Raw genomic sequence first — 16,449 nt, 5'->3', positions numbered from 1 at the left:
ATAACTATCCTCTCAGCGGTCCGCGATCAGGGAAAATATGGGGGTCCCGTAATCAACCCCGCTGCCATCGCTTGAAAGCAAAGCCTCGACGAGGCCAGCGCAAGAGGCTGCTATCGGGCGCAACAAAATGTCGACCTGGACGAACCCCAGGATGGTGGTCTCATCGATCCTTTGTCCGGGTTGCACAAGCGTCTGTCCGGTTGCGGGGTCTTTCAGGACAAGCCTGCCGACGGCCTTCGACTTGACCATGTGCAATGACGGTGCCGGTGCTTCTGCGGCGCTTCCGGTTGGTTTGACGACATTACTTGAAGGGCGACAAAGGCGAAACTTCGCGCCGCCAGGAAAATCGATTTCAAGACAACTTACGGCATGCGCTTGCATGTCGGCTGCCAATACCGAAACGATGCCTGCTTCGAAAAGGGATCTGGTCATCAGCGCTGTCGGTCTCCGCGGCAGAGCGTGGCAAGCATGCGCACGCGTTTCAAATAGGCTTGGGTGACGTCTGCCGCAGCGCGCGCCTCCTGAAAGGTCACCTGCTTGAACCGCAGCACCTGCCGAGGTGCGAGCTGCGCCAGTTTCCAAAGGTCTGCCTGTATGACAACTGCTGCCTTGGGGTAGCCGCCAGCAGTATTGCCGTCACGCAACTGGATGATCGGCTTGCCGGATGGCGGAACCTGCACGACGCCTGGCACGATGCCATGCGAACGAAGCTCAGCCTTATGGCTGCGCTCAAGGCCGACTTCACCGTCGAGCCTCAGACCCATGCGGTTGCTTTGCAGCGATACTGTCCACGGTCTTGTCCAGAAGTTGTGCTTGGAGACGTCCAGCAATTCGTCGAACTCGGCTGCGGCAATTGCCCGCACGACGACTGCCCCATCCTCTGGCATTGGTGCACCACGGGCTGCGCCGGGGGGAACAATGCCAAAGCCGAGGGGATCACGAAATTGCGGTGTGGTGTCGAACTCTGCATCAAGGATGTCGCCCGCCATCAGTTGTCGGCCCTGGTAACCGCCAAATCCCTGGCGGATGTGGGTGCTGCGCGATCCAAGAACGACTGGTACATCGATCCCCTCCGCCACAGCCAGACATGCCCGGTAGCCCGTCAACGCAGTTTGTGCGCTTCGTGGCACGGATCTCAGTTCAAGAACCTGGCCAGCGCGCACTGGCATCGCCCAATAGGAGGGAATAGGACGATCATCGAGATAAGCCGTTCCGTTGAGACCTGTGATCGCTACCGCCCCGTCGCGAAGGAAACGGACCGTAAAAGGAAACATCTGGATTTCTACGGCGGCGGCGCCCGGCTGGTTCCCAAGCAGTGCGTTGGCGAGCAGCAAGCCGAGGTCGTCCAGCATTCCCGTCACGCCGACGCCGCTTCCGCGATAACCGGTGCGGCCGAGATCTTGGACGGTGTTGAGCGGTGGCGTCGCCACGATTTCGATAAATGCCTTGCTCACCTGGCAATCCCCAAATTGACGAACTTGATGCGATCCCCCGGCCGCATCAGGCCAGGCGGCTCGGCCTTCAGATCGAAGGGCATCGGCGGGTCGAGGAGTTGGCCAATCATATGCCACCCGGTCGGCGCGGTGGCCGCACCTTGCGCGCCGGGCGGGCCGGCAATACTGCATTGCAGCCCGGCGATCAGCACGTTGAGCGATCGGGGCCGGGTAACCGGCACCTCCCGTCGCGGTACGAAGAGGCGTTCAGGCAAGCCGAACAAGTAGCCAAAGCCGGGCATGGTACCGGGCGCGAAGATCACATATTCGCCGGAGGAGTGGATGTCCGCGACGTCCTCGGCCGATAGGCCGAGGAACTTGCATACGTCGGGCAGGTCCAGCCCGCCTTCGCCACCATAAAGCATGGGCAATTCGATCAGCCTGCCTATGGTGCGATCTTCAGTGGATACCGACCATGCCGTCATGATCTCGGCCGAGAGGGCATCAGGATCAGCTACGGCTGGATCAAATACGACCAGCAGGTTGTTGATGCCCGGTTGCCGATCGACGACACCTTCAATCTCGGCAACCCGGTCGCTGCAGGACCAGATACGCTTTTGCACCGCCAGCGACATGGGGCCGTCTGCCTCGAACAACAATGCGGCGTCACCCATCGGGGTTATCCGTGGTACGTCCAGTTGACTGACCGTCACGGCCAGATCGCGGCTGTCATCGCGCATTGCCATGCCTTTCGATGCTTTTCTCGATCTCGAACAGGAGATCGCCCGGCGCGATATCCTGACCGTTGGATGGTCCGATCGAAACGATCTTGCCATCGCATTCGCAAGTAATGTCGCTGAAGACCTTCATCGCCTCGAGAACGCAAAGGACCTGCCCCTTTGTAACGGTATCGCCAACGGTGACGAAAGGCGGCGCTGATTGCTCCGAGGCGGCATAAAAGATGCCGTGCATCGGAGAGCGGACCTCGTTCCGGTTGTACGCCGCAGCATGGGCAACTGGCGTGGTTTCCTGCGGCAATGTGCATTTCCTTGCGACCGTCGTTGTAATCGGCCCGACGACGTCCGTCGGGTTGGTCTGACGGATGATCTTCACGCGGAACTCACCGAATTCCCATTCCGCCTCGACAATGTCGGTCGAGCCTAGTTCCGTGATCAGCGCTCGCGTCACGATCAGCAGTTCGTCCGCACCGCTCGTCACGCGTTGGCCTCGAAGGAAAGCGAGGCCACTACGTTGGCGATGCGCTCGCACGCATCCTCGAGGACCGCCAACGACGTCGCGATGGAGATACGGAAATAGGGGGAAAGCCCGTAGGCCGCGCCTGGGACGCAGACGATCATCGCCTCCTGCAACAGGAAGTTGGTGACGTCGACATCGGTATCCAGCGTATTGCCTGATGGCGTTGTGGCGCCGAGCAGGGCCGCGCATTCGACGAACAGATAAAATGCGCCCGACGGCTTCTGGATCTTCAATCCGGGAACCTCGGCCAGAAGTTCCATGACACGGTCGCGGCGTTGCTGATAGGCTGCAGCACGCTCTTTAAGGTATTCACTTGGGCCGTCTAGGGCGGCGACGGTCGCCGCTTGGCTGATCGAGCACATCGGCCCGACCATCTGGCCGGCGACCTTGGTCATGGCTTTGATAAGAGGTGCCGGACCGCCAGCATAACCGATCCGCCACCCGGTCATGGCGTAGGCTTTGGAAGCGCCGTTCAAGGTTAGCGTCCTCTCCTTCATCTCCGGATTGGCTTCAATGAAGGAAACGAACTTCACGTCATCGAAGAGGAGGTGCTCGTATATCTCGTCGGTCATGACGAGCACGTGGGGATGGCGCGCCAGAACCTCTCCGAGCGCGCGCAACTCTTCACGGCTATAGACAGCGCCAGTCGGGTTGCTCGGAGAATTGAGGATCAGCCAACGGCTGCGTGGCGTGAGCGCGCCCTCGAGGGTGGCGGGATCGAGCTTGAGGCCGAATTCCGCCTTTGTCTGGATGACCACCGGGTTGCCGCCGACCAGCCTGGCGATATCGACATAAGACACCCAGGCAGGAGCAGGGATAATGATCTCGTCGCCGGGATCGACCGAAGCCGAAAGCGCAGTCGCGATCAAGCTTTTTGCACCTGGGCCGGCCATGATGCTGTCGAGCTCGTAGTCTATGTTGTTCTCGCGCTTGAACTTGCGCTGGATGGCCTTGCGAAGCTCAGGGATACCGCGAACGTCGGTATAGGTCGTCATCCCGTTGCGGATGCCGGCAATGCCGGCTTCGGCGATATGGGCCGGTGTTGGGAAGTCGGGCTCGCCTGACGAGAGCGACGCGACATTCAGCCCTGCCGCCTTCATTTCGCGGGCCTTCTGCGAGGCTTCCACCGATGCAGAAGCGCCAACGGCCGCCAGTTTGTCACTTACATATTTCATCTCGATCCTCACTATTGGAATTTTTTCACCGGGCGGCAGTGGCGTTACCTCTATGATCAGGCCGGGGATGTGCATCGGCTATGCGAATAGCGGTCCGGCATCGTGGGAACCGGCGTCACGACCGGCCGTCCGCTGAGAAAAGCGTTGATGTTGCTGGCCAGCAACGCGGCGCTGACGTCTTGCATTTCAGGGGCGCGCGCTGAGGTATGAAGTGTCATCACGAGATTATCGAGGTCCCGAAGCTGTTCGGGAATAGTCGGCTCGGTCTCGTAGACGTCAAGGCCTGCACCGCCGATCACGCTGTTGCGCAACGCTTCGGCCAGAACGCCGGTAGCAACAACGCTGCCGCGCGCGACGTTAACGAAAAAGCCTTTTGGGCCCAGTGCCGCGAGAACGTCGGCTCCGACCGCGTGAAACGTATCGTCGCCACCCGGAACCGCGCAAACGAGATAGTCGCAGGTCTGCGCCAGTTGCAGCAGTGTCGGAACATAGGTGTAGGGCAGATGCGGCTTTGGCGTTCTGGTACAATAGTAGACGTCCATGTCAAATCCCTCAGCACGCCGAGCAATCGCCTCGCCGATCCGGCCAAGGCCCCAGATGCCGATTTTCTTCTCGGAGGCAAGCGGTGCTGGATCCCAGCCAACGCTCCAGCCACCCGCGCGGGCGATCCGGTCCTGCTGCGGAATCCGCCTGATGGCGGCCAGTAGAAGGGCGAATGCCTGGTCGGCCACAGCCTTTGCATTGATACCAGCCCCATAGGTGACGAGGATGCTGCGGTTGCGGGCGGCGGCAAGGTCGATGTTCTCGTAACCCGTGCCAACGCTGCATATCAGGCCGAGGTTGGGAAACTGGTCCATCTCCGAAGCACTCATCCCATAGAATCCGGAGGTGACGATGACCCTGATATCGTCTGACCTGGAATGGGCGATGGCCTCCAGGCTCCCGGTGCAGTCGATCGGCTCGAAACCATGGCCATGCAAGCGTAAAGCGTAGCCGGAATTGAAGAATTTCATTGCGAGGGCTGTCATATGCTTCTTCTTGTCGTCGTTTCCGAGAATGGTTCTTCGTCTAGCGGTTTGCGCTTGCCAGTGCGGCCGCGCTGGCAAGCAGGATGGCAAGGGGGACCGAAATATAGAGGGCTGTCGTTGGAGCAAAGGCGAGGGCGACGGCCGCGCCGGCAGAACCGAAGGACTGGCCGATCATGCGTGCCGTACCCAGGCTGCCGCTTGCCGAGCCGGCTCGTTCCACGGGCGCGGCGGACAGCATCATCTTGTTGTTAGGGGTCTGGAACAATCCGAAGCCAAGGCCGCAGCAGCTCATTGCGATACCGATGACGAGATACGGCGTGGACGGGCCAACGAGAACAAGGGTCGCAAGGCCGACACCGAAAATCGCCATTCCGGCAACGCCGAGCTGCCGCGCTGAGATGCGTTCCAACAGGGCGCCCGACCCGAGCGCTGCCAGCATCGACATCACAGGCCAAAGGCTTAACAGGAACCCGATATCGCTCTGCGACGCCCTCATCGCCTGATCCAGCCAGAAAGGCACCACCGTCAGAATGATGATCTGCGCGGCAAAGGCCAGGACAGAGGCGCTGACGGACAGCCGAAATGAGCTGATGCGCAAAAGGTCGATCGGAAATAGCGGGACCTCGCGGCGGCGTTCACGGGCAAGGTAAACGACCAGTCCTGCGATGCCGATCACCAGCAATATGATCGACAAGGGAGACACGCCGCTGATTGCGATCAGCTGAATCGCTGAAAGCAGTGAGATCGCTGCAAACAGGTGCTGCGTCAGACTGACGGTGCTTAGCCGGCGGCTGGCCTTTGGCGTTATCGGCACGAAGATCGCCCCGACCACGAAAGCGACGATGCAGATCGGGACGTTGATAAGAAAGAGCCAGTGCCATGTTGCAACCGAAAGCACGGCGGCGGCGACGGACGGGCCGATCGCCGTCGAGGAGCCGGCGACGAAGGCATTCAGCCCGAGCCCGCGCCCGAAACTGGCTTTCGGATAGACGAACCGCAGGATCGCCGTGTTGACACTCAAAACACCGGCCGCACCAAAGCCCTGGATAAAGCGCCAGACGAGAGCGGTCTCGAAATGGGCTGAGGCGGATATCATCGCTGATGCCAAACCAAATACGGCCAGTCCAGCCAGATAGACCTTACGGTATCCGATGATCTCGCCAAGTGCTGCCAACGGAATGAGTGTCGCAACCATAGACACCTGGAAACTCCCGACGAGGGCAACCGTCTGCTGGGCTGACACGCCGAAAGCGTCTGACATGGCCGGTAACACCGCGTTGACGATGCCGAATGTCATAGAGCAAGCGCACACCGCGCATGTCATGACGAGGACAGCAAAAAACCTTGGTAACGGCGCGAGACCGTCCCCATTTACCCATAGAGAATTCATGTTCGTGTCCTGCGGGAGGTCCGATCAGCCGGCTACGCTAGGCCGGAAGGAGATGGTTTGCGCCGGTTTGCCAGGTCGCAACCACACGGTCGCCCTTTGCCACACCCGCCAGACTGTGGGTGCCCACCTTGTTCTGGACGTAGGCAAGTAGTGTCTCGCCATTATTGCGTGTCATCAGAACATGCGTGGTTGAGCCGCGATAGATGACGTCGTCAACTGTCGCACTGGTCCAGTTGTGGTCTGCCACCGGAGCACCCTGAACGAGCGGCCGAATCTCGATGGCCTCGGGCCGTACAGTCAAGCTGACGCTTGCACCCCGGACAGGTTTTTCCATTACAGCCTGCCCTCCACCGTCGAGAAGAAGGACTTGCCCAGCCAATGGCCCGGCTCCCGACCTAGCACTTATGAAGTTGGAAACGCCGATGAACCCGGCGACAAAACGGCTGGAGGGACGCGCGTAGATCTCGCTCGGGGTGCCCATCTGCTCGACGTTACCCTTGTTCATGATGACGATCTGGTCAGCCATGGTCATTGCCTCGTCCTGATCATGTGTGACGAGGACCGTGGTGATCCCGAGCCGGCGCTGTAGCTGTCGCAATTCGATCTGCATAGCTTCCCGTAGGTTCTTATCGAGCGCACCGAGCGGCTCGTCGAGGAGAAGCAGCGAGGGCTCGATGACGATTGCCCTGGCCAAAGCAATGCGTTGCTGTTGACCGCCTGACAGAGATTTTGGATACCTGTCCGCCAGATGCGAAAGCTGGACCAGATCCAGGGCATTGCGCACCTTCTGATCGCGATCCGACCGTGAGAATTTGCGCATCCGCAGGCCAAAACCGACATTCTCGGCCACGCTCATATGCGGGAAAAGCGCGTAGTTCTGGAAAAGCATGCCGATATTGCGGCGCTGTGGGGGGACATGCGTGACGCGCTGTCCCCCGATCAGGATTTCGCCCGAACTCGGCTCGGTCAAACCGGCGATCATCCGCAGGGTCGTCGTCTTGCCGCAGCCCGACGGGCCAAGGAAGGCGACGAGCTCGCCCTGTTTGATGCGCATGGTGACATAATCGACGGCGGCGAAGCCGTCATACATCTTGGTCAGCCCGGAAAGGGCAAGATCCGAGTTCGAGGTCATGGATTATCTCTTAGCCGAAGGTCTGGTTGAACATGTCGATGATCTCGGCACGTTGCGGATTGATGATGTTCCAGTCGAGCATGTGGAGCTGGGCCAGCTCTTCTTCCGTGGTCGGAATTACCTTGGTGACCTTTTCCGGCAGGCTGACGCCGCGCACCGGCGGCGCTGCATATGTGGTTTCTGCCAATCCGGCTTGGACATCGACGGCGAGCATCCTGTCGAGGAATGCCGCTCCGAGATCGGGTTCGGGTGCGTTGGCCGTCAGCGTCATGGCGTTAATGCCGGCAAAAGAGCCTTCCGTTGGCGAAGTCATAACGATCGGGGCGCCGCGGTCGATATACGCCATCATCGACTTGGCAAGGTCGGGGCCGGCAACATCCGCCTGTCCTTGGGTAACCTGAAGCACGGCAGTGCCGGTCGATTCGTACATGGTCTGCACGTTTGGATGAAGCTCCTTCATCCGCGGCCAGCCGGACGACAGGTCGTGCTGGACTTCTGCGACCGGCTTGCCGGTTACAACAGAGGCGGCGATTGCCAGCAGCATGACGCTTTGCGTCAGCTTCGGTGACGGCAGAAGCAGGCGCCCGCGCAGGCTCTCGTCCCACAGATCGTTCCAGCTCGTCAACGGCTTGGCAACAGCAGATGTGTTGTACCAGGGGCTTGACTTGCACACGGCAAAAGCGACGCCATAGCCTTCTTCGTAGATGAACCGCGAATAGACGTTCTGCAGGTTGGGGATCTTGTCGGCGGGTAGTTTGGCGATCAGCTCTTCGCCCTTGGCGATTGGGATGCCGACGTCGTCCATCATTGCGACCGAGGTTGTCGGGTTTGCCTTTTCCGTGCGCAGCATCGAGATCGTCGGAAGGGTGGTGCTTTGCCGCTGAATGACTTTGCAGTCGAATTTCTGTTCGAAGGCTGGAATCACCTGCTTGGCGATATATTCGCCCTGCACACCGGTATAGGTGCTGATGTTCAGCGTTTTGCCTGCGGCCCAAGCCGTACCCTTGCCGATAAACGGGGCTGCAATCGCCACGGTGCCGGCGGTCGCCAGGAACTGCCGCCTGCTAGGGGCCGCCAAACGGCTGATAGTCTTGTCTTGCATATGCGTCATTCCCTCTTTTTGTAAGATTTTATGCTTTGTATTGGCGCTACACGCCCATGGCCTTTCTCAAGCCGACGATACGCTCGATGGCGAGGACGACGATCACCCCAACTGCGATCATCAGGCTGGCCATGGTAGCGATCGACGGATCGAAGACGCTTGCCATCTTGTTGTGCAGGAAGACCGGCAACGGCTCCGTCTGAGTGTTGCTCAGCCAGAAGGACAGCGAGAAGTCGTCGAAAGAGATCATGAATGAAAAGATGCAGCCCGCCACCAGGCCCGGCATGATCTGGGGGATCGTGATCAACCGGAAGATCGACAACTGCGAGGCACCCAGCGTACTGGCGGCCTCCTCGAGACTTTGGTCGAGTTGCTTGAGACTGGCCGTGACGGTGCGCAGCACGTAGGGCAGGGTGATCAGCGTATGGCCGATGAAGAGGTTGAGCATTGTCGAACCTAGGCCAAGCGTCGCGGTGAACTGGATCAGAGCCAGGCCTGCGATGAGGATTGGCAGGATCATCGGTGACAAGAGGATCGTCTCGACAAGTGCGGCGCCGGGAACAAGACCCCGGTTGAGCGCGACGGCGGCCGGTGTCGCCAAGACCAGCGACATGATAGTTGAGCCTATCGCCAGGATAGCGGACGTCTTGAACGACCTCTGAAAATCGTCATCGAAAAGAACGGCGGCATACCAGTCCAAGGTGAACCCTCTGGGAGGAAATGTGGCCAGCAGGCTCTCCGAGAAAGATAACGATACAACCACTATCAGCGGAGCGATCAGGAAAATCAGGATGGCCGCCGTCGAAGCCGCGAACAAAAAACGTGAAAAGCGGTTCATGAGCGGTTTGCTCCCAGGTTTCCGCGGATGGCGCCAGAGCGCGCCATCAGCCGGCCGGCAAGGATGTGTGCGGACAGCGTCAGCGCCACCATGATGACGGCAATGGCTGCACCCATCGGCCAGTCGTAGACGGTGTTGATTTGCTGTTCGAGCAGCACGCCGAGCATGGCGCCGCTAGCGCCGCCGAGCATTTGCGGTGTGACATAGGAGGCGGAGGTCAGCGTGAACACGATGGCGGAGCCGGTAATCAAGCCGGGCATGCTGAGCGGCAGTGTCACGCTAAAGAAGGCTCGCCGATCAGAGGCGCCAAGCATTCGGGCCGCCTCGACCAAGTTGTCAGGAATGCGCGCCAGTGATGCTGCAAGAGGCAGAACGACGAGCGGTAGGAAAACATGGGCCGAGGCGATGACCACAGCCCATTTAGTGTAAAGTATGCGTGGCAGCATTGGCGCGTGGATAAAGGCGAGCGCGTAGTTGATGACGCCCTGAGGACCGTTGGCGAGCAGCAATTGCCAGCCATAGGTCCGCACAACGACTGACATAACCATGGGTGCGACGACAAGAACCAGCGTAAGCCGGCTGTAGAATGCTCTTCCTCGCGCAATGGTGAGCGCCAGCGGGAAGGCGAGAATGGCCGAAACAAGTGTCGTCCAGATGGAAATTTCGATGGTCTGGTAGAAGATGCCGCGGTAGGTGGCGCTCGCCAGCAACCTGCTGAAATTACCAAGCGTAAAGGGCAATCCCACCGTTCCTGTCGCGGACTGAGTGCCCGCGCTGTACGCGAGCAGCATGAGGGAGGGTACAAGCAGGAACACAGTGAGGAAGAGCACAGCCGGCGCGGTCAGCGCCGCCTGTACCAGAGCTTTTCGCTGACTCATGCTCGAAACGAGACTTTGCGCATTCGCCGATGCTGCTTCGTTTTCCATGAGGGTCATAGTAGCCACCAGCTGTCCGCATATTGCCGCGTGCGCATGTCACCGCCCTCCCGCGATTTCGTCGAGAGCCGTAATGCTCGCGCCGTGCTGTTCGATCGTGTTTCGCACGGTCTCAGCAATCTTCACGGCGCCTTCGGTATCGGAATGAATGAGGATGCAATTGGCTTTCATGGGCAATTTTTTGCCGCTCATGCTGGTAACAACACCATCCTGCAAAAATTCCTTGATCCGATCCTTGATAGCGGAGGCGTCGTGGATGACAGAGCCGGGGATCTTACGGTTGGCGATCAGCCCATCATCGTCATAGGCCCGATCAGCAAAAATCTTGCCTACGCGCTTCATGCCGATCTTGTCAGCGTAACGCTCCGCAGCGCTATTAACGCCAGTGGCGACGATGATCTCGGGATCGAATGCCTTGAAGGCGTCGAAAACTTTCTCGACATAGGCCGGGTTACTCTTCTGCATGGTTGAAAGCGCACCGTGGATGCTGGCATGTGACACACGCGCGCCTCCGACACGGGCAATAGCCGCCAGTGCCCCGAGCTGGTAGAGAGCCAGCTTTTGCATGTCATCGGGATCAATATCCATTGCGACCCGACCAAAGCCGAACAGGTCGGGCAAACCGACATGGGCGCCGAGTGCGACCTTGTTTTGCAGAGCAAGTTCGACACAACGGGACATGATGATGGCGTCCCCGGCATGGAAGCCACAGGCGACATTCGCCGACGAAACGATCGACATCATCGCCTCGTCGTCTCCGAGTTTCCATCGTCCAAAGCCTTCGCCTAGATCAGCGTTGATATCGATCTTCAGGGTCATGTCTCTTGTTCACGCTTCCAGAACTTGTCGTCTGAGTGATTAGTTTTTGCTATACACTGCTCCGTAACTGGCGTCGGCGCGCGTTGAATGTCATTACGATTCGCACTCGCCGGCATCTGATTGGAGTCCAGTTGCATTGCGTTATTGTTTACTTTCGGCTCTATCTAAACAGTGTAGATCCAGAGCGAAAAGCTTTGAAAAAAAGCCTTAGTGATTTGTTTTAGGAAAGTCGATAAGATCTCGCCGTAATTTTGATTACAAAGTAGGCATGAGCATCAAGTGTGCATATTTGAGTGCAGAGATAGAGATTTTGAAAGAAGAGCTTCCTAATCTACGACACATCCGTTTGGCGCTGGCGATCACGGAAGGCGAAAGCCTGAGGGCCGCCGCGAAGCGATTTACTTTGACGCAGCCAGCCGCATCGCTTGCCATCGCCGCCCTTGAGACATTTTACTCGACCTCGCTATTTGAACGCCGGCCCAACTCTCTTTCAACGACCGATGCAGGCCGCGCTGTAGCGCGTCGAGCGCTCCGCTGCATGTTTTTCGTCGGCAAGGCAATTGGTGAGATAGGCAAGGAACGTGCCGCCGAAGAGACGGCCGTACCAAGGATGCTGACAAGCATCACGACATCGCAGTTGACAGCGATTGCAGGAATGCATCAGCAGGACAGCTTTCGATCAGCTTCGGAGATCGTCGGCCTGCGCCCCGCCACGCTACAAAAAAGCATCGGTGCTTTGGAAGCCGTGCTTGGCACGAGTTTAATGGATCGAAATCGTGCAGGTGCGCAACTCAATATTACTGGCCGCATCTTCAGCTCATGGGCTGGTCGAGCAGTTGCTGAGCTCTCGGCGATTGGAGCAGACATACGGGAACTTGATGGCCACATTTCCGGCTCGGTTTCGATCGGTGCGATAAGGGTCTCAGCGGCCGAAATTGTACCTCAGGCGATAGCGGAGGTTTCGAAGCTTGCTCCCGACGCGCGGTTTCATGTCACGCAAGGAAACTACCAGATGATGATGGAGGCTCTGCGTGGCGGAGCGATTGATTATCTATGTAGTACCGTGAGAGATAACATCCCGCCCGACATTGATGGCGAAATCCTCGGTCAGGCGAAGCTGCGTCTGTTTTGCAGCCCGCTCCACGCTCTCGCCGGGCGTACCGACATTACGATCGAAGACCTGCTGGCTTGCGCCTGGGTCGGGCCTGCCTATCTGACAGGCGCAGCAAAGGCTTTCCGGCAGATCTTTGAGCGCAAGGGGATATCGCCCCCGAGCTTTACGGTAGAAACAACATCGACCGACGTGACCGAGTACCTCGTCAAGACCGGAAATTTTCTGGCGGTCGGCAATACGCTGGAAGCGTCGCAGCCTGTGTCGAGCGAGTTCCGCCAGCTCGATATCGGCGATCTTACCCTAATTCGACCGATGTGGCTTCTCTATCGTCGCGGCTGGCAACCAACGAGGCTGCAATCTGAGGTGCGCAACGCATTTCTGAGGCACTCCGTCGCCATTTCGGGGTAAGCGAAGGCGATCATTTACTGGTTGATACCGTGCAAGCAAGATACGGCCAGGGCTCACGTACCAATCCGCTTCAATGTTGCCGTTCAATGTCTGAACGCCGCATCTCGGAACGTCTTGGGGCGGCACACTGCGGACCCATGTACAAGCAAGCGAGCCTGCCAGCGATCTGACCGCGGAAGACTGCCTGCCCTACCCATGCGCGCGGGCGTTATCTTTAGCGCTGTGAAAGCCGCGGTAGAGACTTTACCAACATCGCCACTGGTCTGAGTCGCGTCTACGATCCACAGGCCGACGGCCCTTTCCGTTGCAAGTTTCACGGGCTATCGTTGAGTAGCACTCGCCTACACCCGTCATGATCCACAGGCCGCTGATGCGTTAGCGCCTTAAACATCGAAATGGACAACTCGGATCAACGAGGTCTTGATAAGCCTCATAGCCGGTTGATCCTTGGCGCCTCACAGCCGCAATCCCCAACACCGAAAATGGCGTCCGCGCCACTACCGCCGCGCGTTTCCTCATTCAGATTCGTGTTCGAACGTCAGGAGAGAGGCGGCCGGAGACGTTGATAGACAAGCAACGCGCATGGTTTGATTGAGATCTACGAATTACTGCAAACTGATACGAAACCACGACATTTCTGGCAAAGCTCTGCGAAACATTGACCTTAAGCTGCAAAAGCACGTGTCGTCTGATACGGGCCAAAACGGGGCTGGAACGAACCAGAAAATGGATATCAATTTCGCTGAAATTGCCGGGACTTGTGAGCGCCCTGCCGAACACGGATGTAGTGCCGTCCGCCGCCTTATCCACGCTTTTTGCAAAGATGGAAACGTCGACGATCTAGTCGCGTTACAGGCAGCATCCATCCTGATCAGTCAGTCCGAAGGCAACGGGCGCCGTGATCCACGGAGCCGATTTTCGGATTTTGACGAATGGTCGGCCGCCTTAAGCGTCCCCGGCCATAAATGCTTCTTGAAGAACTAGCGTCGCGAATGGGCGGCCAGGCAATTAGTGCTGCCCGCATGCCCCAAGAACTGCTGGTGACCACACCATGCCGCCTCGATCGACATCTGGCGGGTAATCAATAACGATGAACGATCCAATTCTGGAGAAATGACGATATGCGCCTAGTCGTAAACGGTGCCGAACATGACCTGGATGTCGAACCGGAAGCTCCTCTACTTTGGGTGATCCGCGAGGACCTTCTTCTCACAGGAACCAAATATGGCTGCGGGCTTGCCCAATGTGGAGCCTGCACCGTGCTGGTAAATGGTGTCGCCACACGTTCCTGCGTCACGCCTATTTCCTCGGTCGAAGGTGCTGAAATCACCACGATCGAGGCGATCGAGCAAGACCAGACGGGTGCGCGCGTCGTCGAGGCGTGGGTGAGCCATCAGGTTCCTCAATGCGGCTATTGCCAGTCGGGACAGGTCATGGCGGTCACTGGATTGTTGAAGCAGGTTTCAAATCCTACCGAAGCCGATGTTCAGGTGGGCGTGACGAATTTCTGTCGCTGCGGCACCTACAACGCGATCTCTGATGCCATCAATTCGCTGAAGGAGGCTTAAGACATGGTTAGCACCCATACAGCGACGTCGCTCGTTATGAACCGCCGCAGCCTGCTTGGCGGCATAGGAGGTCTGGCACTCGGAATTGCAATTGCCCCACGCATCGCGTTCGCGCAGGCGCAGGCTCCGGCTGCTCCGCTCAACCCGCTCGAAGCTATTTTGACGCTTCGACCTGACGGCACCGCATTCGTACAGATGCCCTATGTGGAAGGCGGGCAGGGGACGTCGACGGCAATCGCCCAGCTCATCGGCGAAGAGCTTGATCTGGAGCCGTCGAAATTCGCGGTCGAATGCGCACCGCCGCTGCCAGCGTTCAACGTCCCTGAAAATCGCCGGACAACCGGGGGAAGTTCGTCGGTTCGGCGAGCATACACGCCGATGCGTCAGCTCGGCGCTACAGCGCGCGCAATGCTGCTGGAGGCCGCCGCCGTGCGCTTGTCGGTCCCCGTTTCCGAGTTGGTAACCGAGCCCGGTCAAGTCCTCCATGCCGCTAGTGGAAGGTCTTTGCGTTACGGAGAATTGGCCGACGAGGCTGCGCGTCGACCTGTTCCTGCAGCTCAGCCGCTTCGCGATCCGTCGCAATTCCGCTGGATCGGTAAGCACGTCGATCGCATTGACGGACGCGACAAGTCGACAGGCCGGGTTCACTATACAATCGATCAGAGCGTCGACGGTATGCTGATGGCCTCCGTCAAACACGCTCCGCGGCTTGGAATGGAGCCGACGCGGCTTCTGAATGAAGATCGGGTGGCCGCAATGCGCGGTGTTCATTCCGTTCACATGCTGCCAGGCTGTGTTGCAGTCGTGGCTGACCGCTGGTGGCGGGCCAATCGTGCTGTTGAGGCACTTCAGGTCGAATGGCAGGAAGCTTCCGAGCCCGGTCGCTTTACCATGCCGGCGGAGTTTTCCTCGCAGCATCTGCGTGATGAAATGCGGGTGGCCCAGGAGCCTCGCCGCAACGCAGAAAATCTAGGGGATGCGGAGAGAATACTTGCTGCGGCAGAGACGGTGATCGAGGCGACATACGACGTGCCTTTCGTTTCGCACGCGCAGATCGAGCCTCCTTCCGTGCTGGCCAGTTGGAAAGATGCCGATGGAACGCTTGAAATCTGGATTCCGAACCAAGCTTCGGACAGATATCTCGCGACGATTGCAAAGGAATCTGGAATCGATGCCTCGCGCATTACCTTGCATTCACCGATGCTCGGAGGATTTTTCGGACGCCATTTCCTTTATCCGTCTACCAGCCCATATGCTCAGGCCATTGCACTCACACGTGCGACAGGCCGCCCGATTAAGCTGATCTGGAGCCGCGAGCAGGAGTTCCTTCGCGATGCGCCGAGACCCCTGGGTGTTGCCCGGATGCGCGCCAGCATCGGTTCTGATGGCATGCCGACTGCTTTGAAGATCGAAGCGGTTATTGATTCCCTTATGGACAGCATGGGTTTCCCGACGGAGGGGCCAGATCCCACCGCTATCGAAGGTTTGGCGGCGAAGGTCTATCAGTTCGAAAATCGCAAAGTCGATCATATCGTCTTCCGTTACCCTGTTGTCGTGGGAGCCCTCAGGGCTGTTGGGCATTCGATGAACGATTTCTTCATGGAGAGCTTCGCCGACGAAATGGCTCTTGCTGGCGGAATCGATCCGTTGGAATGGCGACGCAGGATGGTGTCGAATAGTCCGCGTCATTTGAACCTGCTCGATAGGGTGGTCGCAATGTCGGGTGGCTGGAACCCGGGTCCATACACGGCCGCAGATGGCACGGTCCGTGCCCGCGGTATCGCGATGGCGTCCCCCTTCAGGAGCGAGACCGCAGCAATAGCGGAAGTCTCTATCCTAGATGGCGCAGTGCGCGTGCACGAGGTTTGGACTGTCATCGATCCCGGCCGCATCGTCAACCCGACCTCCGTGAAGATGCAGATGCAGGGCGCCACTGCGCTCGGTCTATCTCTGCTCTTGTCGGAGGGACTGGAGTTCGAACACGGCGCGCCTGTTGCCCGCAATTATGATGCTTCCCCGATCATGGGGCCGGGCAGAATGCCTCGTGTCCATGTAGATATAATTGAAAGTGGAGCGGAAATGGGCGGTGTCGGTGAAATCGGTGTCCCTGGCGGCATGGCGGCGGCAGCTAACGCTGTCGCACGCCTAAGTGGCCAGCGCCCCCGCAGCCTGCCGCTTTCCAAAATGCGGTTTACAGCCAGCGCCTGACCCCGCGTCAGGCTACTCGCATCCACTTAACACTACAATTTC

General features: G+C 58.7%; 15 protein-coding genes. 3 read left to right on the top strand and 12 right to left on the bottom strand.

Annotated features, from left to right (window positions below; all coding sequences use genetic code 11):
* Positions 1-12: 12 nt before the first annotated feature.
* The 12 genes from AC0JZ4_RS24830 to AC0JZ4_RS24775 all read right to left on the bottom strand — a co-directional run bounded on the left by AC0JZ4_RS24830 (position 13) and on the right by AC0JZ4_RS24775 (position 11,109).
* Positions 13-432, bottom strand: a complete 420-nt coding sequence (locus tag AC0JZ4_RS24830) for a biotin/lipoyl-containing protein (RefSeq protein WP_471889194.1) — start codon at positions 430-432, stop codon at positions 13-15.
* Positions 432-1,454 (bottom strand): 5-oxoprolinase subunit C family protein, encoded by a 1,023-nt coding sequence (locus tag AC0JZ4_RS24825; RefSeq protein WP_471889193.1) that lies wholly within the window; start codon positions 1,452-1,454, stop codon positions 432-434. Before AC0JZ4_RS24825 ends, AC0JZ4_RS24830 begins: the two co-directional genes overlap by 1 nt.
* Entirely contained in the window at positions 1,451-2,173 is a 723-nt protein-coding gene (locus tag AC0JZ4_RS24820) for a 5-oxoprolinase subunit B family protein (RefSeq protein ID WP_471889192.1), read from the bottom strand. Before AC0JZ4_RS24820 ends, AC0JZ4_RS24825 begins: the two co-directional genes overlap by 4 nt.
* Positions 2,163-2,651, bottom strand: a complete 489-nt coding sequence (locus AC0JZ4_RS24815; protein WP_471889191.1) for an acetyl-CoA carboxylase biotin carboxyl carrier protein — start codon at positions 2,649-2,651, stop codon at positions 2,163-2,165. The genes AC0JZ4_RS24820 and AC0JZ4_RS24815 overlap by 11 nt, the downstream gene beginning before the upstream one ends.
* Entirely contained in the window at positions 2,648-3,865 is a 1,218-nt protein-coding gene (locus AC0JZ4_RS24810) for a pyridoxal phosphate-dependent aminotransferase (protein ID WP_471889190.1), read from the bottom strand. The genes AC0JZ4_RS24815 and AC0JZ4_RS24810 overlap by 4 nt, the downstream gene beginning before the upstream one ends.
* A 56-nt stretch (positions 3,866-3,921) precedes the next feature.
* Positions 3,922-4,878, bottom strand: coding sequence for a 2-hydroxyacid dehydrogenase (locus AC0JZ4_RS24805; RefSeq protein ID WP_471889189.1), 957 nt, complete (start codon positions 4,876-4,878; stop codon positions 3,922-3,924).
* 55 nt (positions 4,879-4,933) lie between these two features.
* Positions 4,934-6,217, bottom strand: coding sequence for an MFS transporter (locus AC0JZ4_RS24800; RefSeq protein ID WP_471889415.1), 1,284 nt, complete (start codon positions 6,215-6,217; stop codon positions 4,934-4,936).
* Between the two features lie 103 nt (positions 6,218-6,320).
* Positions 6,321-7,373 (bottom strand): ABC transporter ATP-binding protein, encoded by a 1,053-nt coding sequence (locus AC0JZ4_RS24795; RefSeq protein WP_471889188.1) that lies wholly within the window; start codon positions 7,371-7,373, stop codon positions 6,321-6,323.
* A gap of 52 nt (positions 7,374-7,425) precedes the next feature.
* Complete coding sequence (locus tag AC0JZ4_RS24790; RefSeq protein ID WP_471889187.1) at positions 7,426-8,517, bottom strand: ABC transporter substrate-binding protein; 1,092 nt, start codon at positions 8,515-8,517, stop codon at positions 7,426-7,428.
* A gap of 46 nt (positions 8,518-8,563) precedes the next feature.
* Positions 8,564-9,130: an ABC transporter permease gene (locus AC0JZ4_RS24785; RefSeq protein WP_471889186.1), complete on the bottom strand. Its 567-nt coding sequence runs from the start codon at positions 9,128-9,130 to the stop codon at positions 8,564-8,566.
* A 221-nt stretch (positions 9,131-9,351) separates the two neighbouring features.
* Positions 9,352-10,290, bottom strand: coding sequence for an ABC transporter permease (locus tag AC0JZ4_RS24780; RefSeq protein ID WP_471889185.1), 939 nt, complete (start codon positions 10,288-10,290; stop codon positions 9,352-9,354).
* A gap of 39 nt (positions 10,291-10,329) precedes the next feature.
* The gene (locus tag AC0JZ4_RS24775; protein ID WP_471889184.1) at positions 10,330-11,109 is read right to left on the bottom strand and encodes a LamB/YcsF family protein; all 780 of its coding nucleotides are present in this window, start codon (positions 11,107-11,109) and stop codon (positions 10,330-10,332) included.
* Between the two features lie 268 nt (positions 11,110-11,377).
* On the opposite strand from AC0JZ4_RS24775, the gene AC0JZ4_RS24770 reads away from it, so the two are divergent.
* The 3 genes from AC0JZ4_RS24770 to AC0JZ4_RS24760 all read left to right on the top strand — a co-directional run bounded on the left by AC0JZ4_RS24770 (position 11,378) and on the right by AC0JZ4_RS24760 (position 16,407).
* Entirely contained in the window at positions 11,378-12,631 is a 1,254-nt protein-coding gene (locus tag AC0JZ4_RS24770; protein WP_471889183.1) for a LysR substrate-binding domain-containing protein, read from the top strand.
* Positions 12,632-13,752: 1,121 nt separating this feature from the next.
* The gene (locus AC0JZ4_RS24765) at positions 13,753-14,199 is read left to right on the top strand and encodes a (2Fe-2S)-binding protein (RefSeq protein WP_471889182.1); all 447 of its coding nucleotides are present in this window, start codon (positions 13,753-13,755) and stop codon (positions 14,197-14,199) included.
* Between the two features lie 3 nt (positions 14,200-14,202).
* Entirely contained in the window at positions 14,203-16,407 is a 2,205-nt protein-coding gene (locus AC0JZ4_RS24760; RefSeq protein ID WP_471889181.1) for a xanthine dehydrogenase family protein molybdopterin-binding subunit, read from the top strand.
* The last annotated feature ends 42 nt before the right edge of the window (positions 16,408-16,449 follow it).

It is taken from the genome of [Rhizobium] kunmingense (assembly GCF_977018605.1).
This window is presented reverse-complemented; position numbering and strand designations above follow the sequence as displayed.